The organism is Marinomonas piezotolerans (genome assembly GCF_003362755.1).
GTDB lineage: Bacteria > Pseudomonadota > Gammaproteobacteria > Pseudomonadales > Marinomonadaceae > Marinomonas > Marinomonas piezotolerans.
In genome coordinates, this window is sequence record NZ_QKRA01000005.1 from 51800 (window position 1) to 78133 (window position 26334).

Here is a 26334-nt window from a genome sequence, read left to right on the forward strand (position 1 = left end):
CCTAGCCGTCTAAATCTGAAAGGCGGTTATTTAAATCAGTCCATAAACTGAGACGGGATGATCCACCAACCAACTGACCTCGGCCTTTTTCCTTAGAAAGCCACAGGTTTTCGGCATTAAAGGAGTAAATCGGTAATAGGTCTTTACGCTTGATTGCTGGCAAAATAGTTTTATCCAAATTATCTAAAATAACAGGAACAGACGTTGGCTTGTGATAGTAGGCTAAAACCATATGATGTTGATTTAGTGCCAATGCCTTTACGTAGACCAGTCTGAGCTTATCATCTGGAATACCTAACTCTCTTAACGCAAAATATTTCGCTATTGTGAAATCTTCACAGTCCCCAGCTCCAAGTGCTAAGAACTCTATTGGTGTCGCCCAGTAATCCTCTTTACCCCAAATATCGATATCGTTTGAAAACTCCATCATATTGAAGAAATCATTCACGGCATTTAACTGTTGAACCAATGTCATCCCTTGCGACCTCTGGGTCATTTGCCGCCAAGCAATAATACGGCGTTCTGCCCGCTCTCCATATTGCAAGCCAATTTTTGCAGCCAAGGCACGATACTTCTCAGAAATGTCAGCTTGCAATAAGGTCGCAATGCATAACAGGACTAACAGAATCCAAATCTTTACCTGTGCCCCAAGGGCTTGCTTTGAACGAAAAGCACGGCAACGCTTCATTAACCGCTACTCTTTAACGCTTTTGTTTGCATAGGCCGCTAGTTGGTCTGCGGTCGCTTCCTTCTGATACTTTTGCTTCCACTGCGCATAAGGCTCTTTATACACTATCTCACGAGCGCTTTCATAATCCAACTCTTCCCCATGCTCTTGGGAAGCCGCTACATACCACTTACTCAAGCAATTGCGACAGAACCCTGCTAGGTTCATAAGGTCGATATTTTGTACATCTTTACGTGAGTCTAAGTGTTCAACTAATCGTCTAAAAACGGCAGCTTCAATTTCTGTTTTTTTATCCATTGTAAATCTCGTTCAATTTATATGTATTTGTGATGTGTCGGCTGTTTAGACCATTGCCGGGATATCACTTGCTGAAAAAACGACCTAATTGGCTGATAATCATTACTACTTGACAGTAACTCAAGCGCATAAACAGCCGCTTCTAATGTTGATAGCGATAAGGCATCAGGTGACTTTCGGATGCTATATAACGAGGCTGGAGGCGTGCCAAACTTAACGATTGGATAACAATGCAACTTTGGAAGCGTAAAAAACATTTTCTTAGCTTTACGCCAAGTACCGTCCAGCAGTATCAAGTGCCTTACTCGCGCTAACGAACTTTGATCGCTGCGCTCAAGTAAAACGGCCCTATCATCAGGGTAAAGTAATATTCCATTCTCAGGTGTAACAGTTTGAAAGAAAGTGTTCAATTGTTGTGTATCGGACACATCAATCAAGTGAGTCCGAGAGTAACCAAGGGCCAGCAATCTAGCAGTATTCTTCGCATGCTTTATCTCTAAACTATCTTGCAACACCCATATATTAACGGCACCGGATACATGCGGGATCAAATCACAAATACACGTTGCTTGTGGAAAATTACAATGACCGCAAATAGTGCGCCGCTGATTTACTGGCAAAGCACCTGTCAAGCCAGCTGCTCCAGGTAAGCGTTCACAACACTATCCCAACCATGCTCCAACGCTTCCACCGTCAGCGCATGACCAATCGACACCTCAGTAATGTTGCCCTCCGCACACAGCAAGCCAACATTTTCCAAGTCCAAGTCATGACCTGCATTGACTTCTAAACCCACATCGAGTGCAGCCCTAGCAGCGGCTTGATACCTTTCATTAACATCCGCTTGTTTCTCAGTGTGAAACGCATTAGCGTAAGCTTCGGTGTATAGTTCAACTCGATCTGCTCCAACGGCTTTTGCCATCGCCATATTATCTGGTTCGGGATCCATGAATAACGCCACACGAATACCTTTATCTTTTAACTTCGCAATAACCGGTCGCAAGGCATCTTGGTCTCGCGACAGATTCCAGCCATGATCTGAGGTTAACTGATTTGGATCATCTGGCACCAATGTACACTGATGCGGTAGGACTTCTAATACCGTTTCCATAAACTTTGCATCTGGAAACCCCTCAACATTAAGCTCTCGCCCTGGGTATTGCTTAAGCAGCTCTTTGAGATCAAATGCGTCTTGGTATGTAGCATGACGTTGATCAGGACGAGGGTGGATTGTCAAACCAAACGCCCCCTTTTCGAGCGTCCGCTTAGCCATTGCAATGACGTTGGGGTAATCTCGACCACGAGAATTTCGCAGCAAACCAATTTTATTCAAGTTAACACTTAGATGCGTCATAAACTTCCCAAACCAAAAAGAATTTTGTATCAGTATAAGCGATTGATACCATGGAACTTAAGCACTAATTCTACCGATTCCAATGTCCTTAATGAGTTATGCTACAATCCGCTTATTAATAGGAGCTGATATTGAATTACGAACCTTTTGATCACATATACAAAAGAGCTTGCAATAGGTTTGGTTCCGAGCGTGCCTTAAAGCAACACTTGGTGACACCGAAAAGTCAAACTGAGCTTGCTTCCATCAGCGATGATCGCTGGCTATCTGTATTTACCCAGAAAGTTTTCCAGTCTGGTATGAACTGGAAAGTAGTGAATAACAAATGGTCAAATTTCGAATCTGCTTTTTTTAGCTTTGATATCGAAAAGATGCTACTGATTCACGATGAAATGTGGGAAGAAAAAGCGAAAGATCCCTCAATCATTAGACATCTTGGTAAGGTTTTGACGATACGTGAAAACGCGATCATGATCTCGGAGATTCAAGCGCAACACGGCAGCTTCGCGAAGTACGTCGCAGATTACCCTTCTGACGCCATTATCGACCTTTGGGCAACACTTAAATCAAGTGGAGCACGCTTAGGAGGAAATACTGGGCCTTACGCTTTACGCATGATGGGTAAGGACACCTTCCTACTCACGCGCGATGTTGAAGGGTACCTACGCAATCAAAGCATCATTACGACAGGCAGAGACACTCAAAGTGCGAAAAAGGCAGCACAAGAGGCCTTCAATCACTGGCACTATCAATCAAAACTACCATTCAGCCAAATTAGCCAATGTATAGCCTTTGGCGTTAACTAGATTTACGGAGAACAAATGGCCGATTTAACTATCGATATCATCGCCGACCCAGTGTGCCCTTGGTGTTACTTGGGCTACACACGTTTAAAAGCAGCCATGGATCACCTCGGTGACGATTTTCGCTTTGATATTCATTGGCTACCATTCGAACTTCATCCAGAAGTACCCCAAACTGGAGTCCCCCGTGCTGAGTACTTAGGCAAAAAGTTTGGCGGACAAGAGAAGTTGAATGAAGCTACACATGCCTTACAGAACGTAGGCGTCGAGGCGGGGATCGAGTTTAATTTCTCTGATAAAGATGTCGTCCCAAACACTAAACTCGCCCACCAGTTCATCTCTCAAGCATCGCGTATGGAACTTGCCACTAGCATGATGACTGCATTATTTTATGCCTACTTCACCAAAGGAGAAAACATTGGTGATGTTACAGTCATCACACGGATAGCAAAAGAAGTTGGACTGCAAGAAGATGACATTGAAGACGCATTGTCTCGTGAAGCTGAAATCTTGGTTGAGGAGAAGATGGATCGCCTAACAAGCCTTAATATTCAATCTGTTCCAACATATATAGTCAATGAAAAGTTTCTCGTTCAGGGGGCTCATCCGCCTGAGACCTTTGCAGAAATTCTCACTGATATCACCAAAGAAAATGATGCTTAACGTCACCCTTATGCTTGACCACCTCCATAGTCATTATCTATCGAAAATTATATCCAGATAAACACTTTTGATTTGATAACAATTATCATTTATACAATAATCACTCTCAAACAATATTGAGAGTGATTATCGTTTTATGTATATTTGTCTTTGCTATGCCGTGACTGATAAGGCTATCAAACAATCCATTTCCGAAGGTGCGACGTCAATGCGCGACCTCTATCAGGAGCACGATTTAGGTAAGCAATGTGGGAAGTGCTGCAAAGATGTGAAGAACATTCTGAATGAAGAACTCCTCAAACTTGCGGAGGAGCTCCCGATTCAGAGTGTGGCCTAGTCGATAGACGATTCGCCCATTTGTGATTGGAGGTAATTCTGGAGTCCTACCGATTTAATTAGGTGCTGCTGAGTTTCAAGCCAATCAATTTGCTCTTCTTGCTCTTCTTGAATTTTTTCAACCACTTCACGGCTGATAAAATCCTTGCTCGCCTCACATGTCTCGACCGCTGCTTTCAAATCACTCAGTGTCGCTAATTCAAAATCTAAATTTGATTGGATCATCTCCTCACTGTCTTCACCTATGCGTAAACGCCCAAGATCTTGAAGATTAGGTAACCCCTCCAAAAAGAGGATGCGCTCAATGAGTCGATCAGCATTCTTCATTTTTTGAATTGATGACTTATAGTCAGCTTTATCAAGAAGATCAAAGCCTTTATCTTTGAACATACGAGCATGCAAAAAATACTGATTAATACCTACCAACTCATTCGCTAGCACTTTGTTTAAACTTGCAACAACGCTTTTATCACCTTTCACAAGAAAACTCCCTTACATTTGCGATTGAATATAGTTTTGCTCACCAATGGTATCCATTAGACGTAATTGCTTTTCAAGCCAATATACATGGTCTTCTTCGGTATCAAACAGCAGTTTTTCTAACATTTCACGTGTTTGGTAATCACCCTCTTCTTCACATATGGCAATTACATCCCTTACAGACGTCACTACTTCAAGCTCAAGTGTCAGGTCATTTTGCATCATGGTCCGCACATCATGACCAACAAGTAGATCACGGCGCTTTGACAAGCAAGGGGTGCCCTCTAGAAATAAGATCCGCTTAATCAACCAATCGCAGTGATCTTTTTCTTCATCCATTTCATGATTAAGGCGTACATAAAGCTTTTCTAGCCCCCAATCTTCGTACATTCTAGAATGAATAAAATATTGGTCAATTGCTGCAAGCTCGTTCTCCAATAATGCATTCATGCTATCAATAACTTTTTGGCTACCCTTCATCGCTCTATCCTCATCCTGTGAATTGTTCTGTTCGACCTAGTGCGTAAACCACGCATTGCGCAGAATCATACGACACTAATCTGCTGCTTTACCCTCACCTAGTTTCACTTCCAGTTTATCAATACGCTGGAAGCCACGAGGGAGCTTCAACCCTCTGCGACCACGTTCACCGATGTAGTCGGATAACTCTTTCTCAGCAAAAGACATAAACCGCTTGCCACTGTGGACTAACAGCAAGTCATCGGGTTGTATTGAGGCCATTACACACACCCACTCTTCACGATCTTTCGCACGCGCAGCGGAAATACTCAGCATTTTGTTGCCTTTACCTTTCGCCATTTGAGGAAGTGATGCCACATTAAAGGCTAATAAACGACCTTCATTTGAAACCACCACTATCCGCCCGTTTTCCGGATCGATGACTTTCACTGGGGACAAAACCTGTGCATTGGTCGGCAGTGTGAGCGTCGCCTTACCCGCCTTATTTTTCGCGTGCAAATCTCCGAGCTTGGCAACAAACCCGTACCCTGCATCCGAGGCCACTAAATAAAACGCATCATCGTTATCCAGTACCGCTGCGACAATATGTGCATCTTTGTCGAGTGAAATGCGCCCAGTTATGGGCTCACCTTGCCCCCTAGCGGAAGGTAACGTATGTGCTTTAATAGAATAGGTTCGACCATTTGAAGCAAACAAGACAAGGGTCTGATTGGATCGACCTTTAGTCGATAACAAGAACTCATCACCCGACTTGTAACTTAAACCTCGCTCATCGATATCATGTCCTTTTGCAGCTCGAACCCAGCCTTGTTTTGACAACACCACGGTAATCGGATCATTCGACAACAAGTCTTCTTCACTAAAGGCTTGCGCTTCTTTACGCTCGACAATTGGTGTTCGACGCTCATCACCAAATGCCTCAATCGCCTCTTCAATTTCTGTTGTAATAAGCTTTTTCAGTTTACGATCCGATGCAAGTAAGCCTTCAAGCGTCTTACGTTCTTTTTCTAATTCATCTTGCTCACCACGTATACGCATTTCTTCGAGCTTTGCTAAGTGGCGTAACTTTAACTCCAATATAGCTTCTGCTTGCGTATCCGTAAGATCAAATCGGGCCATTAAAACAGGCTTCGGTTTGTCTTCTGAACGAATAATCTCTATCACCTCATCGATGTTTAGAAAGGCAACCAATAACCCCTCTAAAATATGAAGGCGATTCATTACCTTATCTAATCGATATTGCAAACGCTTACGGACCACACCAATACGAAACCGCAACCACTCGCTAATAAACGCTGCCAAAGGCTTCACTTGTGGCAAACCATCCAAACCGATCACATTCATATTAACTCGGTAGGATTTTTCCAAATCTGTTGTTGCAAACAAGTGCGTCATGACGCTTTCAACATCAACCCGATTCGACTTGGGTACAATTACGAAGCGAGTCGGGTTTTCATGGTCTGACTCGTCCCTTAAATCAACCACCATTGGCAGCTTCTTAGCCTGCATCTGTGCGGCTATTTGCTCCAGTACTTTGCTACCTGACACTTGATGGGGGAGTTCATAAACAACTATTTCTCCCTCTTCCATCTGATAACGAGCTCGGGCTTTTACTTGTCCTTTGCCAGTTTCATATAAACGACGCAAATCGGCGCGAGGCGTAATGATTTCGCCACCAGTGGGAAAGTCTGGCCCCTGAATGTACTCCATTAGTTCATCCAGTGTTGCCTTTGGATTTTGCAACATATGAATACAGGCCTGACCGACTTCTCTTAAATTATGAGGGGGTATATCGGTGGCCATACCTACGGCGATGCCAGTCGTGCCATTCAACAGCAGGTTAGGAAGCCTCGCAGGTAATACTGATGGCTCTTGGAGTGTGCCATCGAAATTCGGCACCCAATCTACGGTACCTTGATTAACCTCTTTGAGCAGGACATCAGAATATTTCGACAGTCTGGACTCTGTGTAACGCATTGCAGCAAAGGACTTCGGGTCATCAGGTGCCCCCCAGTTTCCTTGACCGTCCACTAGTGGGTAGCGATATGAAAAAGGTTGTGCCATCAAGACCATCGCTTCATAACAAGCACTGTCTCCATGAGGGTGGAATTTACCCAATACATCACCCACAGTACGAGCTGATTTCTTATACTTTGCCGACGCTTTTAAACCCAACTCGCTCATTGCATAAACAATGCGGCGCTGCACGGGCTTTAAACCGTCACCGATATGAGGCAAAGCACGGTCTAGTATCACGTACATAGAGTAATTCAAGTAAGCCTTCTCGGTATAATCTTTCAGAGAAAGCGTCTCGTTAGCTTCAAAGTTTAACAAGTCACTCAAAAGCGATATCCTTTAATTAACGGGCTGGAGGCGAAAAGCCTAACTATTTCGATAACTTATCAATGCCGACTACTATAATCAGGCGCCATTTAGCCTGCAACCATTGGAGTATTTGAATTAACGAATAGTCAGTTTTTTTTTTACGATGTATGCTCTATGATGCTCGGGCATAGGGAGTACATTACATGAAAACTCAGTTAGGTAAACAAGGCTGGCAATGCATTCTATATAATACCCAGCATTTTAGAGTGTACGAAATACAACTGACGCTGAATGATCATGCAAATCACAATATTGTATTTCCATATGACGCGCTTCTATTCACAGCAGAAGGGCAAGTCTTCATTCAGTCGAATTTAGAAGAAGTATCCTTGAAAGCGAATCAGGCTGTATGGGTGCAACATGCGCTTCCCATACGGTGTGTCACAATATCGCCCATCACACGCTTATTTGTAGTTGTGTTTTTGGGTCAGGCTAAACGAAGCAACCCAAGGTTTGACCGCTTTGCGAGTGGCACTGAAGACAAAAAGCAACACTCTAATGGCACCACGCAATGGACCGCTAAAAATAAAGATGTTGCCAAAATTGACTGGCATATGTTCCCAGCCCTTCATCAAGAGCCATTTTATTACCTTAAAGCATCTGAGCAATTTATCTTGCCGGTTAATACGAAAGATGACCTACATATTCAGCTCCCAAGACAGTCCTCACAAAGCGTCCATGATGCTGGGATCTTGATCGAATCAGGAACCACTCGTCGACTCATCAATCGGTCAGAAAAGCCAATTACCTTTCTGACGATTGCAACCCCATACCCTAAACAAAGCCGGATTATCAAACTTGGTCGATCATCTTAAAGTCAGAGCGGTAAGAATGTGATCTTCCCATTGATTGTTAATTTTAAGGTAATTGCGTGCCACACCTTCTCGCTCAAATTCTAGTTTTTCTAACACCGCAGCACTGCGTTTGTTGCGTGGCATATAACACGCCTGAATGCGATCAATGTTGAGCTCCTTGGATATGTATTCAATACCATATCGTAAACATTCATGCATGAGTCCTTTACCCTGTTCCTCTGCAGCAATGCTGTACCCTAAAAAACACGATTGAGAGACTCCTCGAACAAACTGAGAATAGTTACTGTAGGCAATCATTTTGTCCTGCTCTGGATTTAAAAGACACAGGACACATCCACGATCTTCTATAAAATCTTTACGCATTTCCTTGATACGCAAATAACAAGTTTCTTGAGTATAATAATCGTCGTTCCGCTGTGGCTCCCAAGGAGCTAAGTGCTCTTTTTGGGCATTAACATATCGTAGCAGCAGCTCCGTATCCTCGGTATCGAGCAGCTTCAATATCCCCCTTTCTGTTTGTATTACAGGAAAACGCCCTCGCTGCTCCCAACTAGTTTGATTCACAGAAATGTCCTCCTGCAACACTTCGATCAACTTTAAACGGTATTGGTCAAACCAGCACTGGTTCCCCACAGACAGCGTTCGACGCATCATAGTATGGTCGATCCACGCCGTTGCGTGCTCCTTAGATTGCCAGTAAGTCACAAATTGAGATACTTCTTCAGACACCCAATCGAAATACAAAAATCCCGGCTGACTCTGCGCTAGCTCGATCACCTTTTCTGTCATCACTCGATACATCACATCCTCACGCAATGCTGATGTGGTAACACTCACTGCGTAATAGGGTGTTGGAAAAGTGTCTTCCATGTTATTGATCCTCTACATCAAAAATAAAAATGAACCAACTCTTCAAATGTTTGTCTATAATTTAAGCAATCTGAGATTATGGAGTCAGAGCGATATCTCAGTTGAGGAAACGTTCTAGCGTCATTTAGAAGATTTCCATGAAATGTTTTGCTCCCACATCGTTACGCGGCGCTCCCCTTTGCGCCCCCAGGGAAAGTATATTAGCCCGCTGCATCTGTAGCGGGTTTTTTTTGCATAAAAAAAGCGAGAGGCTACTCGCCGCTCGCTTTCTATAAGTGCGCCATCTAGATTAAGACACACGCTCGCCATGAGCCTGTTTATCAGCATGATAAGATGATCGAACAAGTGGGCCACACGCAGCATGCTTGAAACCCAAGTCCTTCGCCACAGCCTCATAGCGCTCAAACTCTTCCGGGTGAACAAAACGGTCCATTGGAAAGTGATGCTTAGAAGGCTGAAGGTACTGTCCAATAGTCAACATATCCACACCGTGAGCACGTAGATCTTTCATAACCTCTACGATCTCTTCAAACGTTTCCCCCATGCCAACCATTAATCCAGATTTTGTTGGCACATCAGGACAACGCTCTTTGAACTTCTTCAGTAAATCCAACGACCATTGATAGTCAGAACCAGGTCGCACTTGACGATATAACCTTGGAATTGACTCCAAGTTGTGGTTAAACACATCTGGAGGAGATACTTGCAAAATATCTAACGCAACATCCATGCGACCACGAAAATCAGGCACTAATGTCTCTATTTCGATCTCAGGACTCAACGCTCTAGTTTCATCAATACAATCTACAAAATGCTGCGCTCCGCCATCACGAAGGTCATCACGATCTACCGAAGTAATTACCACATATTTTAAGCGCATATCCCGAATGGCAACGGCTAATTCCTTTGGTTCATCAGGACTCAAAGCGTTAGGACGGCCATGAGCAACATCACAAAACGGACACCGGCGCGTACAAATATCACCCATGATCATAAAAGTCGCCGTCCCATTCGAGAAGCACTCTCCCAAATTGGGGCAATTTGCCTCTTCGCAGACAGAAGATAATTTGTGTTCACGCAATGTGCTTTTTATACGTGCGATTTCTGGCGATGCAGGCATCCGCACACGCAGCCAATCAGGCTTACGCGGAATTTCTTCCGTTGGTATTACTTTTACAGGAATACGCGCCATTTTATCGGCACCACGTAATTTTTCTCCCTGTACCACTCGCTTTTGCTGAGTTGTCATTCTAATTCACCCTTGTTGGATAGTCGGATGAGCATATCCGAGACGTTCAGCCAGTATATTTGCTAGCTGAATCTTCACCTGCGCCATAGTCGCTTCTGACTTAAGACGCTTCATATCAATCATTTGTAACCCTTGGTACCCACAAGGATTTATTCGTAAAAATGGAGTCAGGTCCATATCCACGTTAAGTGCTACGCCATGAAATGAACAGCCTCGCCGCACTCTCAACCCCAGTGAGGAAATCTTCATTTCATCAACGTAGACACCAGGTGCATCTGGTTTAGGGTAAGAAGCGATACCATTGCAATGCAGCACATCAACGATGGAGTTTTCAATCAAGGTCACTAGATCTCTAACGCCAATACCCAGACGCTTAAGATCTATCATGATATAAGCGACCAATTGACCTGGTCCATGGTAGGTGACTTGGCCTCCGCGGTCCGCTTGAACAACCGGAATGTCTCCAGCATTTAGCAAGTGCTCCGCTTTGCCTGCTTGCCCCTGAGTAAACACTGATGGGTGTTCAAGTAACCAAATTTGGTCAAGGTCCTCTTTAGAGCGAGTCTGCGTAAAGTCTTTCATATCTTCCCACGTAGACTCATATGGCACCACACCTAAATCGCGGCAAAGAAGTGTTGTCGGCATTTATCAAATAACCATTTTTACAGCAGGAATCGCCATTAGATCCACATGAAGCTCGGATAATTGGCGCTCACTTTGAGCGTGTATACGGAAACTGTAACTGACAAATCGCCCTTTAGAAGAATGCTTCGCACTAATGGTGCTCTCGTCAAAGTCTGCCGCGTGCGTTCGCACACAATCCATGATCGATGCCTGTACGTCGTTAGCATCCATTGCCACGACTTTAATCAGGTAATTTGCACAAGGGAATTCGATCTTAGGTGCTTCTTGAGCACCTTGTGCAATATCACCTGTTTTACTTATTAAAGCCATACTCGCTATTTCACCATCGGTTAGAACAAGTTCATAAAGAACAATTTCACTTTATCAAATAGGCGCTTAAAGAAACCACCTTCTTCCACAGCCTCCAACGCAACGACATTGCGCTCAAGTAACACATTGTCAGAAGAACCCACAATCACCTTTCCAAGCACATCTCCTGCTTGAATTGGCGCTTCAATTTCGGGGTTAAGCTCTAAAGCTGCTGGGATTGAGTCTGCATTTTGACGTGGCATCGTCACTAAAACATCATCTGTAAAACCAACTTTCACAGCATCAGTTTCACCACCCCAAACACGAGCATCCGTTAATACTTGACCTGCACTATACAACTTACGTGTTTCGTAATAGCGAAAACCGTAATTCAATAGCTTTTGCGATTCGGCGGCACGCGCTTCATCTGAATCAGTACCCATCACAACAGTAATCAAGCGCGTACCATTGCGGACCGCAGATGCGGCTAAACAGTATCCTGCAGCGTTAGTATGACCTGTTTTAAGCCCATCTACTGTTTTGTCCCGCCAAAGTAATTTATTACGATTGGGCTGTCGAATATCATTAAAAGTAAAATATTTTTCAGCATACATTTTATAGTTTTCTGGGAAGTGAATGATTGTTGCACGAGACAACAATGCCAAATCGTAAGCTGAGGAGTAATGATTTTCTGCGGGGAACCCCGTTGAGTTCACAAAGCGAGAGTTTTGCATACCCAGTAACTGAGCATGTTGGTTCATCAAGTCTGCGAAGGCTGACTCACCACCTGCAATATGCTCCGCAACCGCCACACTAGCATCATTACCTGATTGAATAATAATACCGCGCATAAGATCTTCTAGGCGTACCTGAGTCCCTTCACGAATAAACATTCGCGATCCTTCCATACGCCAAGCTTTTTCACTGATGGTAACTTTATCATCCATCGTGATATTGCCCTTAGCCAACTCATATTCCGCAATATATGCAGTCATGAGCTTTGTTAAGCTCGCAGGAGGAAGCTCTTCATGACTATTGTGCTCTACTAAAATATCACCAGTATACGCGTCCATGAGTATATAACTCTTGGCAGACAACTGCGGTGGCGCTGGGATTAATGACGGAGCCGCATAAGTAGCGGACGTTACTAAGGATATTGCAACAATAAATAAAGATAACAGTCGTTTCATACTCGTCAACGTTTGGCCTGATACTGGAAGGTTGAATAATACTAGAGCGAGGTTGGAATCTCTAGCCTAGTAAAAGTTCCCTTAGGGTGTTAACGCTACTTTTACACTTTTCCCAAAGCCAGCAGATGCAAGCTTTTGCTGCCAAGCTTCCAGTTTTGCATCGCTGTCGTAAGGCCCGACAAAGACTCTAAATAAACCATCATCAAGTTGCTTCACTTGGATGTTAATAGAGGTATCAAACTGCTCAAATAATGCCTGTTTCAATGAGTCGGCCGAGCTTTCTTTGGAAAAAGCACCCAGCTGTAAATGACTGAACAACAAATCATTTGATAAATCTGGCTTACTCGGCACTGCCGCCACTGGCATTGACCTGGATCCTCCATCCGCTGATGTCGTTTCAACCGATGCTGTGTCTCCGGGTTTTGGAGTAATTGCCTCAATACGCACCCTCGCTAATCCCTTTTTGTGATAACCAAGGCGCGCGGCGGCGGCGTATGAAAGGTCAATCAAACGATCACCATGAAATGGGCCTCGATCGTTCACGCGAACAATGACAGTACGGTCATTATCTAGGTTTGTAACTTTTAAGTAAGTCGGTAATGGTAGGGATTTGTGTGCAGCGGAAAACGTGTACATATCGTACGTTTCACCGTTAGATGTTTTATGCCCATGAAACTTTTGCCCATACCATGACGCAGTTCCCTCAGCTTTATAGCCTTCTGCTGAATCCATAACGTAGTATTTCTTTCCCCAAACCTCATATGGGGACTTATTACCACCGCGGCTTTTAGGTTCATACTTGGGCACTAAGTCTGGTAGATGATCAACTTTTATATCTCCCGTTGGAGCATGATCTTGCAAGATTGTATAACGACCACCCCCTGAAGCCTTCTCGTAGTCTATAGAACTTTCAGATGAACTCGGACCAGAACCATTAATATGCTGAGAACTCATACATCCAGATAGACCAATGGCGCACAACAAAAAGACTAACTTAACTTCCTTCACTCTGAGCAATCCTATTGGCAAGTTCTAAAACAGACATGGCATAACGGCGGCTGGGGTTATAGTCCATAATAGTAAAAAAGTTTTCATAGGCTAGCCAGTACGCGGTCGAGCCCTCTTGATCCCGAAGACCGACCAACCCCGCTTTACCATGCACATAATCCGTCGTAGCCCATACACCAAGCTTGGACCATTCTCTCAATGTAAACATAGGTGAGCGGCCTTTATTGACCCATTCTTCAACATTATCTAAATCATCAACCCGTGCTCGACTAACGGTATAACCGTCACGCTGCCATCCATGGTGCTGTAAATAATTGGCTACACTACCTATGGCATCCGCTTCAGATCCCCAAAGATCAATATGCTCGTTACCATTAAAATCCTTTGCAAGCTTTAGGTAATTGCTGGGCATAAATTGCACCATACCCAATGCACCGCTGTAAGAGCCTTTTGTCTCACCGACGGTCCACCCTTCTTGACGAGCTAGTAATAAATACGACTCCAACTCACTGCGGAAATATTTACCGCGTCGAGGATAATCAAACGCCAATGTTGTTAATGAGGTAAACACATCTCGATTGCCAGTGACACGCCCATAAGCGGTTTCCACCCCTATAATAGACACGATAATCGGCCAAGGGACGCCAAACTCTAATTCAGCTTTATCAAGCCATACTCGATTCCGATTCGCGAATTCAACCCCACTATCAATACGTCCCTGATTCAAAAATCTTGTCCGGTATTCATAATAAGGTGTAATCACTTCTGGCTGATTATTGGATTTAGTAATGACCTGTTCTCTCTTCTTAATTTGGGAGAACACATCAACCAACAGTGCGCGATCGTACTGATGCTTCGAAGCCATGTAATCAATAAACGTTTGTACTTCTGGTACTTCGATATATGTTTGGTCTTGCCGCTCTGCACTCACCTGCTTCGAAGTATTTGAGCCGCCAACTGCAGAGCACCCTGATAGAAGTAAAGCAGCAGCTAAAGAGATCATTTTTATAGACATTACAAAGCCCTTTTATGCGTTTGTATCGACATCAAGATACCAAAGGTCGCCATAATGGTAATAATTGAAGTACCACCATAGCTAACCAAGGGTAACGGTACACCGACCACGGGCAAGATCCCAGATACCATGCCAATATTTACAAACATGTACACAAAGAAGGTCAAAGTAATACTACCGGCCAATAATCGCGCATAGTTATCTTCGGCATACGCAGCAATATAGAGCCCACGTGCGATGACCAACAGATATGCACACATCAACAACACACAACCCAGCATGCCGAATTCTTCAGCTAAAACTGCAATAATGAAATCCGTATGGCTTTCCGGTAAGAAGTTTAATTGAGCTTGGGTGCCTTCAAGCCACCCCTTACCGTATACCCCACCTGATCCAATTGCGGTTTTCGACTGAATAATATTCCATCCAGATCCTAAAGGGTCACTCTCTGGGTCCAGAAACGTCAGTACACGCTGCTTCTGATAGTCACGCATGACGTGCCATAAGCTATAAACAGCCACAGGCGCCGCTGCTGCTGCACCCAGAATATAACGCCAACCTAAACCCGCTAAGAACAGCGCAAAGATACCCGATACACCAACTAATAGTGCAGTACCCAAATCAGGCTGTTTCGCAACCATCAACGATGGCACTGCTATGATAACTAACACCGTAACAATTTCTTTTAGGCTCGGAGGCAATGGGCGATGCGCGAAGTACCAAGCCACCATCATCGGCATCACTATTTTCATGATTTCTGAAGGCTGAAATCGCAGCCCCCCCGGCAATGCTAACCACCGCTGAGCGCCCTTTGCACCAACCCCTGCAACCAAAACTGCAATCAATAGCGCAACCAAAATAACAAACAAAAGCGGAGACGCTCGACGCATATATTTGGGTGGTAGTTGAGCGAGGGCTAAGCAAGTCGCCATGCCAACACCCAGCCTCAGCATTTGGCGCTCAACGGTGGCGATATCCTGTCCGGACGCAGAATACAAAACGAATAATCCACCCGACATTAGCAGTAACAAGGCCAACAGCAGCAGAATATCAACGTGGGCAAGCTGCCATAGTCGAGCATTCGTAAACGCGATCAGCCTTCGATACAGTGAGACATTCATCGACGCCACTCCTCAAAATAGTCATAGCGATCTGGATAATCATCGTATAGATACGCGTCAAAAAGCGCTTTAGTTAAATCCGCTGGCTTAGAACTGCTACCACCGTTTTCAAAGATAGCAAATACGGCTATTTTGGGTGCATCCGCAGGTGCAAAGCCAATAAATAGCGCGTGGTCATGCAAACGCTTATCTAAGCTTTCCGCGTCATATTCCTGGTCTTCTTGCAAACTAAAAACTTGGCCTGTTCCTGTTTTACCAGCGATTGAGTACTCTGTGCCCTGCAATCGTCGGCCCGTGCCAAGTGAGTCTGTTATGACTTTTTTCATTGCATTAACCATGCGCTGCCAATTTCGCTCATCTTTAAGCTTTATCGTATGCTCTGTTATAGACGCCTCATCCTCCAGAAAAGGAGAATGCCCACCAACAGACATTGCCATACGTGGATTGTACATATGCCCTCGAGCTGCTAAAGCAGAGGTGGCTGCCGCTATTTGCATAGGAGTCGCTACCATAAAGCCCTGCCCTATACCCACGTTTACAGAGTCACCAGGATACCAAGGTTCTTTATAGCGAGCTTTTTTCCACTCATTTGATGGTAATAAGCCACGGCTTGCCCCATGAAGATCGAGAATAAGCTCTTTTCCAAAACCAAACTTTGATAAGAAAGTGTGTATTGGGGTAATCCCCATTTTATGAGCCAATTGGTAATAATAGGTATCCACTGACTCGATGATGGAGCGTTCTAAATTAATCCAACCATGCCCGCTTCTTTTCCAATCTCGATAGCGACGCCCATTGGGATTGATTTGATAATATCCGCGCGCATAGTAGCTTTCTTGCCAAGAGGAAAAACCATACTCTAGCCCTGCTAACGCCATGAAAGGCTTTATTGTTGAAGCCGGCGGATAACCGCCACGCAAGGCACGATTAAACAATGGCAATCGTTTATCATTGCGCAATCGGGCGTAGTTTTTAACCGAGATACCACGTACAAATAAATTTGGATCGAATCCAGGTTTGGATACCATTGCGAGTATTCCCCCTGTATTCGGGTCGATTGCAATAACAGAGCCTTTATAATTTCCAAGTAAATCAAACGCATACTGTTGCAGACGTGCATCCAAATATAGTTGGACATCTTCACCGGGAGTTGGGTTCTGTCGCTCGATTTCAGACATGATACGACCACGGGCATTGACCTCAACCTTGGATAAACCAGGCTTACCGAAAAGTGCCTGCTCGTAATACTCTTCTATACCTGTTTTACCAATGAACAACGCGCCTTGATACGCTAGCTTATCAACACGCTCTAAATCTTTAGCCGTAATACGTCCAACATATCCCACGGCATGAGCAAAGGCCTCTCCAAAAGGGTAATAACGAGTCAATTGGGCTTCAACTTGAACGCCGTCCAATTGATAGAGGTCCACAGACACTTTCGCCCACTCCACATCAGACAACTGAGACTTCAATGTGATAGATTGATAAGGTCGGCGGTATTCTTTAAGCTTTGCTCGGAAGTTCTCCCACTCTTCCTCTTTAATATCAATAACAGGATCTAGCTTCTTGCGCAGCTCTTCTATACTGCCAGCTCGTTCGGGAATAACCGTTAAGCTGTGGATCGCTCGGTTGTCGGCCAACACAATGCCATTGCGATCATAAATAAGCCCTCTTGGAGGAGGCTCCGTCACCAACATGACACGGTTTTCATTAGCTTTTGTCTGATATAGGTCGTATTGCATCACCTGTAAATAGAACAGGCGAGATATCAATATTCCCATCATCAATAGAACCAACAACGCAGCGACGATCAATCGACGCTGCGTTAGACGCTGTTCTTGGCGATAGTTACGGAAAACTTGATGATGCTTGCCCAAAATTAAACTCTAGCGATGGTAAGGGTGATTGTTCATTAACGTCCAAGCTCGATAAATCTGCTCGGCTAGTAGAATGCGAACCATTGGGTGAGGTAATGTTAACTTAGATAACGACCACGCTTGATCTGCTCTGGCCGTACACCTTGGATCTAGACCATCAGGCCCCCCCACTAATAGCGAAACATTATAACCATCCATACGCCATTGCTCGGTTCGCTCGGCCAGCTGCTCCGTCGACCAAGTTTTTCCCAATACTTCCAATGCAATGACTTTGTCGCCAGAAGGGATAGCAGCCAACATCGCGTCCCCTTCTTTTTGAATGGCTTTCGCAATATCAGTATTTTTGCCTCGTGGGGACATAGCCAGCTCAACCAGCTCAAGAGCAAAGTCTTTTGGTAAACGCTTAGCGTACTCTTCATAGCCTTCTGTCACCCATTTTGGCATTTTCGTGCCAATAGCGATTAAACGCACTCGCATTTGCCGTGCCTTAACGTTTCTCTGGTTTGATGTCCCATAACTTTTCTAAGTCATAGAAAGAACGAGCTTCTTCGGTCATGACATGAACAACCACATCATACAAATCAACTAACACCCAATCACTCCCCATGTCACGCCCTTCACTGCCCATTGGCTGAAGACCTTTACTTTTCGAGTGTTCAACAACGTTTTGACCGAGTGAGTGCACGTGACGCTTAGACGTACCTGTACAGATGACCATAAAGTCCATCATGTCAGTTAATTCGCTTACGTTAAGCACCGTGATGTTATCGCCTTTCACATCCTCTAATGATTCGATTGCCAATTCGAGAATTTGTTCAGCAGATAATTGATCTTGGTTCATAGTTTCGGATAACCCTATTTATATAAAGAATGCGCTTCTATAAAGCGCTGTATTGTCTCTGGTACAAGATAGGCGATTGATTTGCCTTCTCGACACAGTTTTCGAACTTGGCTAGAAGAAATAGCTAATGGTGTAAAACTCTCCATCCAAATTTTTCCAGCGGGCGCGCATTGTAACTCAGCTACGTGCTCCGCTCGATGTTTTTCATAAAACTCTTCTAAAGATGAAATGAAATCAGGCTCCCAGCCAGGTCGAGAAATAACGAGTATATGAGCAAACTGTAGTAAGTCCTGCCAGTGAAACCAAGTCGGTAAAGATAGAAAGCTATCCATCCCCACGACCATTATAAGAGGCTCCTCGTCACCAAGCTCTTGTCGTAGCTCTTGCAAAGTATCTCTAGTGTAACTAGCACCTTCACGTATTATTTCTCGAGGATCTACTTCCAACCTGACATCGGCCTGAATGCCTAGCTCTACCATTTGCAAACGCTGATCAGCAGTCACTTCAGGCTGATCTTTATGCACAGGCTGAAAACAAGGCAGCATCCGCACCGTTTTAAACTGAAAGTGCTCTAATATATCGACAGCCGATCGCAGGTGACCGTGATGGATCGGGTTAAATGTCCCGCCCATCACGGCAGTACCACAGCGTCCGCTAGGCATTCGCAGAGGCGACTCAGTTATCACGCGTATGCCCATCCCCAAGCACAATGTATTTTTGGCTAGTCAGTCCCATTAAGCCAACTGGGCCACGAGCATGAATCTTATCTGTAGAAATGCCAATTTCAGCACCCAGTCCATATTCAAAACCATCAGCAAACGCCGTCGACGCATTTACCATAACAGACGACGAATCAACAGCGGTCATAAAGGTCCGTGTTTTACTATAATCTTGAGATACAATGGCATCTGAGTGATGAGAGCCATAATGATTAATATGATCAATCGCCTCCTCCATATCAGATACCAATTTAATAGATAATTTTGGGGCTAAGTATTCTGTATGCCAATCTTCTTCAGTCGCTTCGTTTGCGTCAATGATAGATCGCGTAGCTTCACACCCAACTAGCTCAACACCTTTCTGTGTTAGAGCATCCGCCAAGCGTGGCAAAAATTCGTTGGCAACGGACCTATTGACCAGTAACGTTTCCATCGCATTACACACGCCATAACGTCGGGTTTTCGCATTCATCGCAATATTAAACGCTTTATCTAAATCTGCTTGGTCATCCACATAAACGTGGCATATACCATCCAAGTGTTTAATAACAGGCACTCGAGCATCTTTACTAATGCGTTCAATCAAGCTTTTACCACCACGAGGAACAATTACATCAACAAAGTCTGGCATTGCGATAAGATGCCCTACGGCCTCTCGATCTGTTGTGTTAATAACTTGAACAGCTTCCTGAGGTAACGCCGCAGCCTCCAAACCGACTTGAACCGCTTGCGCAATCGCTTGGTTTGAGTAATATGCTTCGCTACCGCCACGTAATATTGTGGCATTGCCCGACTTCAAACAAAGGCTTGCGGCATCAATTGTTACGTTTGGACGCGACTCGTAAATAATCCCAATAACTCCAAGCGGAACTCGCATTTTACCCAAGTGGATGCCCGACGGACGGTAAACCATATCCGTGACTTCACCAATTGGGTCTGGCAAAGACGCCACTTGTTTAAGGCCTTCTATCATGCCATCAATTCGAGCATCGGTAAGTGCCAAGCGGTCTAACATTGCTGGATCAAGGCCTTTGTTCTGGCCGTTCTCTAGATCCTTAGCATTCTCCTGCTTAAGTCGAGGTCGTGCTTGCTCCAATGCTTCTGCCATCGCGTATAGCGCATTGTTTTTCTTTTCAGTAGACGCAAGCGCCAAATGGCGCGACGCTGCGCGTGCCTTTTGACCGACTTCTTTCATGTAGGATTCTAAGGACATTGTTTACTCTCTTCTTTTACCCAGCGATTTGTTTCCCTTATTGGGACGCTAAAAATACAGATAAGCGTTATACTAACACATCTTACTCAATCCCATTCTCAATTATTTTTTGTAATTAATCTTATTCAGCCATGTCCAAACACTTTCAATTTCAACAGATTGGCATTGTCCACTCATGCTATAAAGAGAAATTCGGCATCCCTCGCCAACCAGGTTTGGTAACCGAATCTTCCGCGGCGATTGAACTACTACCTCCTTACAATAGAGCTGATACATTAGACGGGTTGGAAGGTTTCTCACATATCTGGGTGCATTTCGTTTTTCACCAGTGCATACAAGAAAACTGGAAAGCCAAAGTTCGCCCTCCTAGACTTGGAGGTAAAAAAAAAGTTGGAGTCTTCGCGTCTCGAGCAACCCACCGCCCCAATCCAATCGGGCTGTCTGTGGTAGCTTTAAATGGCATTCGTATTGAAGGAAAACGCGTATTTATTGACATACTGGGAATCGACCTACTTGATCAAACACCTGTGCTGGACATCAAACCCTACCTTCCTTATGCCGATTCACTACCGAATGCCACTGGCGGCTTTGCTCCAACTCCCGCACCACTTAAGCCAGTACACTTCACAGAACTCGCACAAAACCGAATCAACGTCTATAAAGAACAATACCATCGAGATTTACGACCACTCATTGAGCAGGTTATAGGGCAAGACCCACGTCCTTCATATCTAATATCTAAGCTAGACAAGAAGCATGGGAACAAACTTTGGAATACAAATGTTATTTGGACGGCAAAAAAAGATGGCCTATGGATAACCGATATAGAATTCCCAGAAGAGGTAAACAATGAACAAGTCAAAAATGCTCAGCGCTTACAAGACTGTGAATAACTTATCAAAAGAGTCCAAAACAATTGATGAAAACGTCTCAAACAAACATCAACTGTATCGCTCTGAATACGACGAAAAACTGATAAAAGAGTACCATTTCGCGAAGTTTAGGAAGAATTTAGACCAAATTCAGAACAATAAAGCACTAGCTGAATTGCTTGAAAAAGAGCATTGGTCTGACGAAGACATCAAAACCTTATTGGCAGCGATGCGTTAAATATCGATCTATACCCACATTTATCCACATCTTCTGTGCATAGTTTATTTGTCAATCGAAGTCTTACAAAAACGCAAAAAAAAGCGGACCCATAGGGTCCGCTCTTGTTAAACATAATTCTAAATTAGAATTAGTTTTGGTTCTCAAGTTGAGCCTTGATTAGGTCACCGATTGTAGTCGGACCACTCGCTTCACTTTGCTGCTTCTCAGAGTGAGACTTGATAGCCGCTTTCTCTTCAGAAACATCTTTTGCCTTAATAGACACAGCGATTGTACGAGCTTTACGATCAACGTTTGTGATCGCAACTTCAACAGATTCACCTTGCTTAAGAACGGTAGAAGCATCTTCTACACGATCACGACTGATCTCTGAAACTTTTAAGTAAGCTTCAACACCTTCAGCCAGAACCACAACAGCACCTTTGGCATCTACTTCACCGATAGTACCAGTAACGATTGCGCCTTTGTCGTTTTCAGCAACGTATGCAACGAAAGGATCTTGCTCTAGTTGTTTAACACCTAGAGAGATACGCTCGCGCTCAGCATCGATAGAAAGAACAACTGTTTCTAACACGTCACCTTTCTTGTACTTACGTACAGCTTCTTCACCTGCTTCATCCCAAGATAGGTCTGATAAGTGAACAAGACCGTCGATACCACCGTCAAGACCAATGAACACACCAAAGTCAGTGATAGACTTGATTGCACCAGAAATCTTGTCGTTTTTGTTGAATGAAGTAGCGAACTCTTCCCATGGGTTTGGAGTGCACTGCTTGATACCTAGAGAAATACGACGACGCTCTTCGTCGATGTCAAGGATCATAACTTCTACTTCATCACCGATCTGAACAACTTTAGATGGGTGGATGTTTTTGTTAGTCCAATCCATTTCAGAAACGTGAACAAGACCTTCTACGCCTTCTTCAAGCTCTGCAAAGCAACCGTAATCCGTTAGGTTCGTTACACGTGCAGTAACTTTAGTACCTTCTGGGTAACGAGCTTTGATTGCAACCCATGGATCTTCGCCAAGCTGCTTAAGACCTAGAGAAACACGGTTGCGCTCACGGTCAAATTTAAGAACTTTAACGTCGATCTCATCACCTACAGCGATGATTTCGCTTGGGTGCTTGATACGCTTCCAAGACATGTCAGTGATGTGTAGAAGACCATCAACACCACCCAAGTCAACGAACGCACCGTAATCAGTAAGGTTCTTAACGATACCTTTAACTTCTTGACCCTCTTCAAGGTTAGCAAGAAGTGTTTCACGCTCAGCGCTGTTAGTCGCTTCCATAACGGCACGACGAGATACAACAACGTTGTTACGTTTCTGATCAAGCTTGATAAGTTTGAACTCAAGTTCAACACCTTCAAGGTGAGACGTGTCACGGATAGGACGAACATCCACCAAAGAACCTGGCAAGAAAGCACGGATGTTAGCGATATCCACAGTGAAGCCACCTTTGACTTTACCGTTGATGACACCCTTAACGATTTCACCTTCTTCGTAGGCTTTTTCAAGTACAGCCCATGTTTCAGCGCGCTTAGCTTTCTCACGAGAAAGTTTAGTTTCACCGAAACCGTCTTCTACCGCATCAAGAGCTACTTTAACTTCGTCGCCGATGTTAAGAGTGAATTCGCCGCTCTCAGATAGGAATTGAGAACGAGGGATAACGCCTTCAGATTTTAGACCTGCATGAACAGTTACCCAATCGCTGTCGATATCGACAACTAGACCAGTAACAATCGAGCCTGGAGCCATTTCTACGGTTTTAAGGCTTTCTTCAAACAGTTCTGCGAAGCTTTGAGTCATTGTGATTCCTATATATACGGAACAAATAAATGCTCCCTGCCACATCACCAGCTATATGTGGGGTTAATTTACATTGAATGCGACGATGGTGGTTGCTGGTCCCAAGGTCGACTTATCCTTACTATTTTAGCACATTATTTGAGTACAAAAATAGATCAAAACCTAAATGTACGATGCTTTAGCCGCTTCCGCCAAAATCATATCAACAACCTGCTCAATAGTAAGCTCAGTGCTATCGATCACTAGCGCTCCTGGTGCAGGAACAAGCGGAGCAACTGCACGATTAGCATCGCGCTCATCACGTTCTTTGATCGTCTTAACAAGCTCTTCAAAATCCACTTCATCGCCTTTTTCCTGCAATTGCAACAATCGGCGCTGAGCACGTTCTTCTGGGCTCGCTGTTAAAAATATTTTGACCGGCGCTTCAGGAAAAACAATTGTCCCCATGTCCCGACCATCAGCAACAAGACCTGGCATTTGCGCGAATGCACGCTGACGCAATAGTAAGCCTTCTCGCACTTCTGGAATGGCTGCAAGCATAGACGCCTGATTGCCTACAAATTCGGTGCGAATTGCTTGAGTAACGACCTCACCCTCAAGAATGATCTCGACCTTCTCGTCGCCTTTTTGCTCAAACTGAATATCCAGATGCTCTGCTAAAACTTTCAATGCATCCACATCTTCGACAGACATACCATGATGTGACACTGCTAATGCAAGCAGGCGATACAACGCACCACTATCAAGCAACTGCCATCCCAGCTTCTCGGCGACTAATTGACTGACAGTGCCCTTACCTGCACCACTTGGGCCATCAATCGTGATAACTGGGGCTTGATTCAACATAATTGTTCCTCTTTATTAGATGTGCAAAGAGCTTTTAAGCCCCAACATCACCATAATTTCTTCTAAATTTGGAATTTGGTTTAGTAATTTTTGGCAGTCTCGAACCGTCCCACCTTGTCGGCACCGAGCGGATAGCAAAAGAAACGCCAAGGCAACTAAATCATTGCCCGCACTATCAAGGTCACCACCTTCTGGTATCTGTCCATTAATTTGCAACATACCTTTATCCCAACGACAGTCACCGCCGACCTGATTAATGCCGTCAACAATCGCCGACATACGGTCTTCATAAAAATATGGCAGTTGTGATACACCAGAAAAAACACTTACTCCTTCTGCATACACAGCCGCTACCGCAAGCTGAGGCAAAACTTCACGAAACTCATAGACTTGCAAGGCACTCAGAGAAACAGGGGTCAACTTACTAAATGACACCCCTAACACTCGTGCCCCAAACACTCCACTCGGATCATCCATCCAATGAAGACGCACCCCCATCTTAGCCAGAAGATCAAACAGCGACTGCATCCGTCCAATTGATGAAACCCCATACAGCCTTATCGAAGACCCTGGCAAGAGGGCTGCCAAAAGGACATTCCATACCACTTGCTGTAGATCTGCAGGCAACTCAAATTGAGCACCGCACAAATTATTGGACTGGACCTTTAACAATTGATCTCCAGATATTGAGACACCGAATGCCTCAAATAGTGCGCGCATTTTAGCGTCTAGCGGAAAATGTGTTTTGAATTCACTTACTTCTTCCGCAAACAGGCTCAGTAAAATAGCAGAAGATATTAAACGTGATGAAGGCTCACCAGGTAATTCGCCGCCTACAGATTTGATATCAGCGGGAGTAACCCTAAATGGCAAACAGCCTGCCGCGGCAGAAGATACGCTCGCACCAGATAAATTCATCAGAGAAAGCAAATGAGTAAAAGGCGTATTCAATAAAACACCCTCACCAATAACCTCTACCGAAAAATCTTGGCCAGCAAGTATAGGCAGCAATAAATACAAACTTGTTGCAGAATCATGAACGTTTATCGGTGCAATAGGCGCTCTTAACCCTTTACGGCCGACTCCGTGAACACGTACCGTGCCATGTCCGAACTCTTCAATAACAACGCCCATATCACGCAAAGCCTGCATAGTCACCTTCACATCACCAACAAGGTCAACATTCGCAAGCTCACTAACACCGTCTGAAAGAGCGCCCATTATAAGCGCTCTATGTGATAACGATTTATCACCAATCAAGGTTATCTGCCCCTGAACTGATGAAGCAGGGGCAACCGCGATAGAAACCTGTTTTTCTTGCGCTTGCCCCAACGTTCTTTGTTCAAGTAGCCGTAAAAAATGATCTCGTGCAGACTTAGCACGAGTAAAAACCCCATACATGGATGCGCCATCTGATTCCTCGATGGCCTTACGCATATCCGCTAGTCGGTCAGTAAATAAGTCTAGTGTCGCCAGTGTAGCGTCTTTATTTGCCAAGAAAACATCACGCCACATAGTGGGGTCACTAGAAGCAATACGTGTAAAATCGCGGAAGCCGCCTGCCGCAAAACGAAAAATATCTTGACTCCGATCAGCATTGGCTAACGCATCAACTAACGTATAAGCCAATAAATGAGGTAAGTGGCTTGAGGCGGCAAGTACATGGTCGTGGTGCTCAACGTCCATACTTACTACATCGGCCCCAACCGCCCGCCACAATCGATGCAGTCGGTCTAGCAAATCAGGATCGGAATAAGGTAAAGGAGTCACGATAGCCATATGCTTTTCAAACAACCGAGGGTTCGCTGCTAGCACACCACTTTTTTCTGCCCCTGCAATAGGGTGACCGGGAATAAAGTTTGCGGGAACCTCTCCAAACACCGCAGCAGCAGCTGCCACAACACTTCCTTTCGTTGAGCCCACATCCGTTAGCAGCGTATCTTCTCGCAAGTAAGGTTTTATTTCAGAAAGCACTGATTCCATAGCCCGCACAGGCGTTGCTAAGATAATAATGTCCATCTTCTGAATAGTTTCACCATCCAGCTGAGCAGGATAATCAATAACGCCGGCAGACACTCCCAGTGTAAGCTCGCCTGACCGCCTATCTGCGCCATATAATGTAGCCAGACCATTCTGCTTTAAACTCTTTGCAAAAGATCCACCAATCATGCCTAACCCAACGATCAGTACATTACCAAACTCTTTATTATCTTGCATAAATAACGTCT

General features: G+C 44.5%; 29 protein-coding genes. 6 read left to right on the forward strand and 23 right to left on the reverse strand.

Translation table 11 applies throughout. The features are described from left to right. Position 1 precedes the first annotated feature (1 nt). From DN730_RS11705 to DN730_RS11720, 4 genes are read right to left on the reverse strand one after another with little or no spacing between them, the layout of a single operon-like run. Positions 2-688 (reverse strand): transglutaminase-like cysteine peptidase, encoded by a 687-nt coding sequence (locus DN730_RS11705; RefSeq protein ID WP_115468328.1) that lies wholly within the window; start codon positions 686-688, stop codon positions 2-4. 6 nt (positions 689-694) lie between these two features. After that, on the reverse strand, positions 695-985 hold the full coding sequence (locus DN730_RS11710) for a DUF1244 domain-containing protein (protein WP_115468329.1): 291 nt from the start codon (positions 983-985) through the stop codon (positions 695-697). 17 nt (positions 986-1002) lie between these two features. Next, complete coding sequence (locus tag DN730_RS11715) at positions 1003-1617, reverse strand: tRNA-uridine aminocarboxypropyltransferase (protein ID WP_115468330.1); 615 nt, start codon at positions 1615-1617, stop codon at positions 1003-1005. After that, entirely contained in the window at positions 1614-2339 is a 726-nt protein-coding gene (locus DN730_RS11720; protein ID WP_115468331.1) for a pyridoxine 5'-phosphate synthase, read from the reverse strand. The genes DN730_RS11715 and DN730_RS11720 overlap by 4 nt, the downstream gene beginning before the upstream one ends. Before the next feature lie 131 nt (positions 2340-2470). Here DN730_RS11720 and DN730_RS11725 point away from each other — a divergent pair, with 131 nt between their 5' ends. The 3 genes from DN730_RS11725 to DN730_RS11735 all read left to right on the forward strand — a co-directional run bounded on the left by DN730_RS11725 (position 2471) and on the right by DN730_RS11735 (position 4142). After that, positions 2471-3145, forward strand: coding sequence for a DNA-3-methyladenine glycosylase I (locus DN730_RS11725; RefSeq protein WP_115468332.1), 675 nt, complete (start codon positions 2471-2473; stop codon positions 3143-3145). A gap of 15 nt (positions 3146-3160) precedes the next feature. Next, positions 3161-3805 (forward strand): DsbA family oxidoreductase, encoded by a 645-nt coding sequence (locus tag DN730_RS11730; protein WP_115468333.1) that lies wholly within the window; start codon positions 3161-3163, stop codon positions 3803-3805. Between the two features lie 136 nt (positions 3806-3941). Continuing rightward, entirely contained in the window at positions 3942-4142 is a 201-nt protein-coding gene (locus DN730_RS11735) for a (2Fe-2S)-binding protein (protein ID WP_115468334.1), read from the forward strand. Here DN730_RS11735 and bfr (DN730_RS11740) read toward each other — a convergent pair. The 3 genes from bfr (DN730_RS11740) to parC form a co-directional block, all read right to left on the reverse strand. Beyond that, positions 4139-4621: a bacterioferritin gene (gene bfr, locus DN730_RS11740; protein ID WP_115468335.1), complete on the reverse strand. Its 483-nt coding sequence runs from the start codon at positions 4619-4621 to the stop codon at positions 4139-4141. The two genes, DN730_RS11735 and bfr (DN730_RS11740), sit on opposite strands and share 4 nt — an antisense overlap. 12 nt (positions 4622-4633) lie before the next feature. Further along, entirely contained in the window at positions 4634-5101 is a 468-nt protein-coding gene (bfr, locus tag DN730_RS11745) for a bacterioferritin (protein WP_115468336.1), read from the reverse strand. A 75-nt stretch (positions 5102-5176) separates the two neighbouring features. Beyond that, positions 5177-7444 (reverse strand): DNA topoisomerase IV subunit A, encoded by a 2268-nt coding sequence (parC, locus tag DN730_RS11750; RefSeq protein ID WP_115468337.1) that lies wholly within the window; start codon positions 7442-7444, stop codon positions 5177-5179. A gap of 185 nt (positions 7445-7629) precedes the next feature. On the opposite strand from parC, the gene DN730_RS11755 reads away from it, so the two are divergent. After that, positions 7630-8301, forward strand: coding sequence for a hypothetical protein (locus DN730_RS11755; protein WP_115468338.1), 672 nt, complete (start codon positions 7630-7632; stop codon positions 8299-8301). Here the strand turns inward: DN730_RS11755 and DN730_RS11760 are convergent. From DN730_RS11760 to DN730_RS11820, 13 genes are all read right to left on the reverse strand, one after another. After that, positions 8293-9171: a GNAT family N-acetyltransferase gene (locus tag DN730_RS11760; RefSeq protein WP_115468339.1), complete on the reverse strand. Its 879-nt coding sequence runs from the start codon at positions 9169-9171 to the stop codon at positions 8293-8295. The genes DN730_RS11755 and DN730_RS11760 overlap by 9 nt on opposite strands. A 289-nt stretch (positions 9172-9460) precedes the next feature. Next, positions 9461-10420, reverse strand: coding sequence for a lipoyl synthase (gene lipA / locus DN730_RS11765; protein WP_115468340.1), 960 nt, complete (start codon positions 10418-10420; stop codon positions 9461-9463). Between the two features lie 6 nt (positions 10421-10426). Beyond that, positions 10427-11065 (reverse strand): lipoyl(octanoyl) transferase LipB, encoded by a 639-nt coding sequence (gene lipB, locus DN730_RS11770; RefSeq protein ID WP_115468341.1) that lies wholly within the window; start codon positions 11063-11065, stop codon positions 10427-10429. 3 nt (positions 11066-11068) lie between these two features. Continuing rightward, on the reverse strand, positions 11069-11374 hold the full coding sequence (locus DN730_RS11775; RefSeq protein ID WP_115468342.1) for an HP0495 family protein: 306 nt from the start codon (positions 11372-11374) through the stop codon (positions 11069-11071). 20 nt (positions 11375-11394) lie between these two features. Next, positions 11395-12543: a D-alanyl-D-alanine carboxypeptidase family protein gene (locus tag DN730_RS11780; RefSeq protein WP_115468343.1), complete on the reverse strand. Its 1149-nt coding sequence runs from the start codon at positions 12541-12543 to the stop codon at positions 11395-11397. Between the two features lie 81 nt (positions 12544-12624). After that, the gene (locus DN730_RS11785) at positions 12625-13497 is read right to left on the reverse strand and encodes a septal ring lytic transglycosylase RlpA family protein (protein ID WP_115468480.1); all 873 of its coding nucleotides are present in this window, start codon (positions 13495-13497) and stop codon (positions 12625-12627) included. A 40-nt stretch (positions 13498-13537) separates the two neighbouring features. Beyond that, positions 13538-14566, reverse strand: coding sequence for a lytic murein transglycosylase B (mltB, locus tag DN730_RS11790; RefSeq protein ID WP_245957953.1), 1029 nt, complete (start codon positions 14564-14566; stop codon positions 13538-13540). Continuing rightward, positions 14566-15687, reverse strand: coding sequence for a rod shape-determining protein RodA (rodA, locus tag DN730_RS11795; RefSeq protein WP_115468344.1), 1122 nt, complete (start codon positions 15685-15687; stop codon positions 14566-14568). The genes mltB and rodA overlap by 1 nt, the downstream gene beginning before the upstream one ends. Then, a complete protein-coding gene (mrdA, locus tag DN730_RS11800; RefSeq protein ID WP_115468345.1) occupies positions 15684-17564 on the reverse strand; it encodes a penicillin-binding protein 2 in 1881 nt (626 codons plus the stop codon). Before mrdA ends, rodA begins: the two co-directional genes overlap by 4 nt. A gap of 9 nt (positions 17565-17573) precedes the next feature. Beyond that, positions 17574-18041, reverse strand: coding sequence for a 23S rRNA (pseudouridine(1915)-N(3))-methyltransferase RlmH (rlmH, locus tag DN730_RS11805; protein ID WP_115468346.1), 468 nt, complete (start codon positions 18039-18041; stop codon positions 17574-17576). 10 nt (positions 18042-18051) lie between these two features. After that, positions 18052-18405: a ribosome silencing factor gene (gene rsfS / locus DN730_RS11810; RefSeq protein ID WP_115468347.1), complete on the reverse strand. Its 354-nt coding sequence runs from the start codon at positions 18403-18405 to the stop codon at positions 18052-18054. Between the two features lie 14 nt (positions 18406-18419). Next, complete coding sequence (gene nadD, locus DN730_RS11815; RefSeq protein WP_115468482.1) at positions 18420-19067, reverse strand: nicotinate-nucleotide adenylyltransferase; 648 nt, start codon at positions 19065-19067, stop codon at positions 18420-18422. A 13-nt stretch (positions 19068-19080) separates the two neighbouring features. Next, positions 19081-20337, reverse strand: coding sequence for a glutamate-5-semialdehyde dehydrogenase (locus DN730_RS11820; RefSeq protein WP_115468348.1), 1257 nt, complete (start codon positions 20335-20337; stop codon positions 19081-19083). A 131-nt stretch (positions 20338-20468) separates the two neighbouring features. Here DN730_RS11820 and tsaA point away from each other — a divergent pair, with 131 nt between their 5' ends. Both tsaA and DN730_RS11830 read left to right on the forward strand, forming a co-directional pair. Further along, complete coding sequence (gene tsaA / locus DN730_RS11825; protein ID WP_115468349.1) at positions 20469-21230, forward strand: tRNA (N6-threonylcarbamoyladenosine(37)-N6)-methyltransferase TrmO; 762 nt, start codon at positions 20469-20471, stop codon at positions 21228-21230. Continuing rightward, complete coding sequence (locus tag DN730_RS11830; protein WP_115468350.1) at positions 21187-21447, forward strand: hypothetical protein; 261 nt, start codon at positions 21187-21189, stop codon at positions 21445-21447. The genes tsaA and DN730_RS11830 overlap by 44 nt, the downstream gene beginning before the upstream one ends. A 130-nt stretch (positions 21448-21577) precedes the next feature. Here DN730_RS11830 and rpsA read toward each other — a convergent pair whose 3' ends face one another. The 3 genes from rpsA to DN730_RS11845 form a co-directional block, all read right to left on the reverse strand. Continuing rightward, entirely contained in the window at positions 21578-23260 is a 1683-nt protein-coding gene (rpsA, locus tag DN730_RS11835) for a 30S ribosomal protein S1 (protein ID WP_115468351.1), read from the reverse strand. 162 nt (positions 23261-23422) lie between these two features. Next, a complete protein-coding gene (gene cmk, locus DN730_RS11840; protein ID WP_115468352.1) occupies positions 23423-24106 on the reverse strand; it encodes a (d)CMP kinase in 684 nt (227 codons plus the stop codon). 15 nt (positions 24107-24121) lie between these two features. Then, a complete protein-coding gene (locus DN730_RS11845) occupies positions 24122-26323 on the reverse strand; it encodes a prephenate dehydrogenase/arogenate dehydrogenase family protein (protein ID WP_115468353.1) in 2202 nt (733 codons plus the stop codon). Positions 26324-26334: the final 11 nt, after the last annotated feature.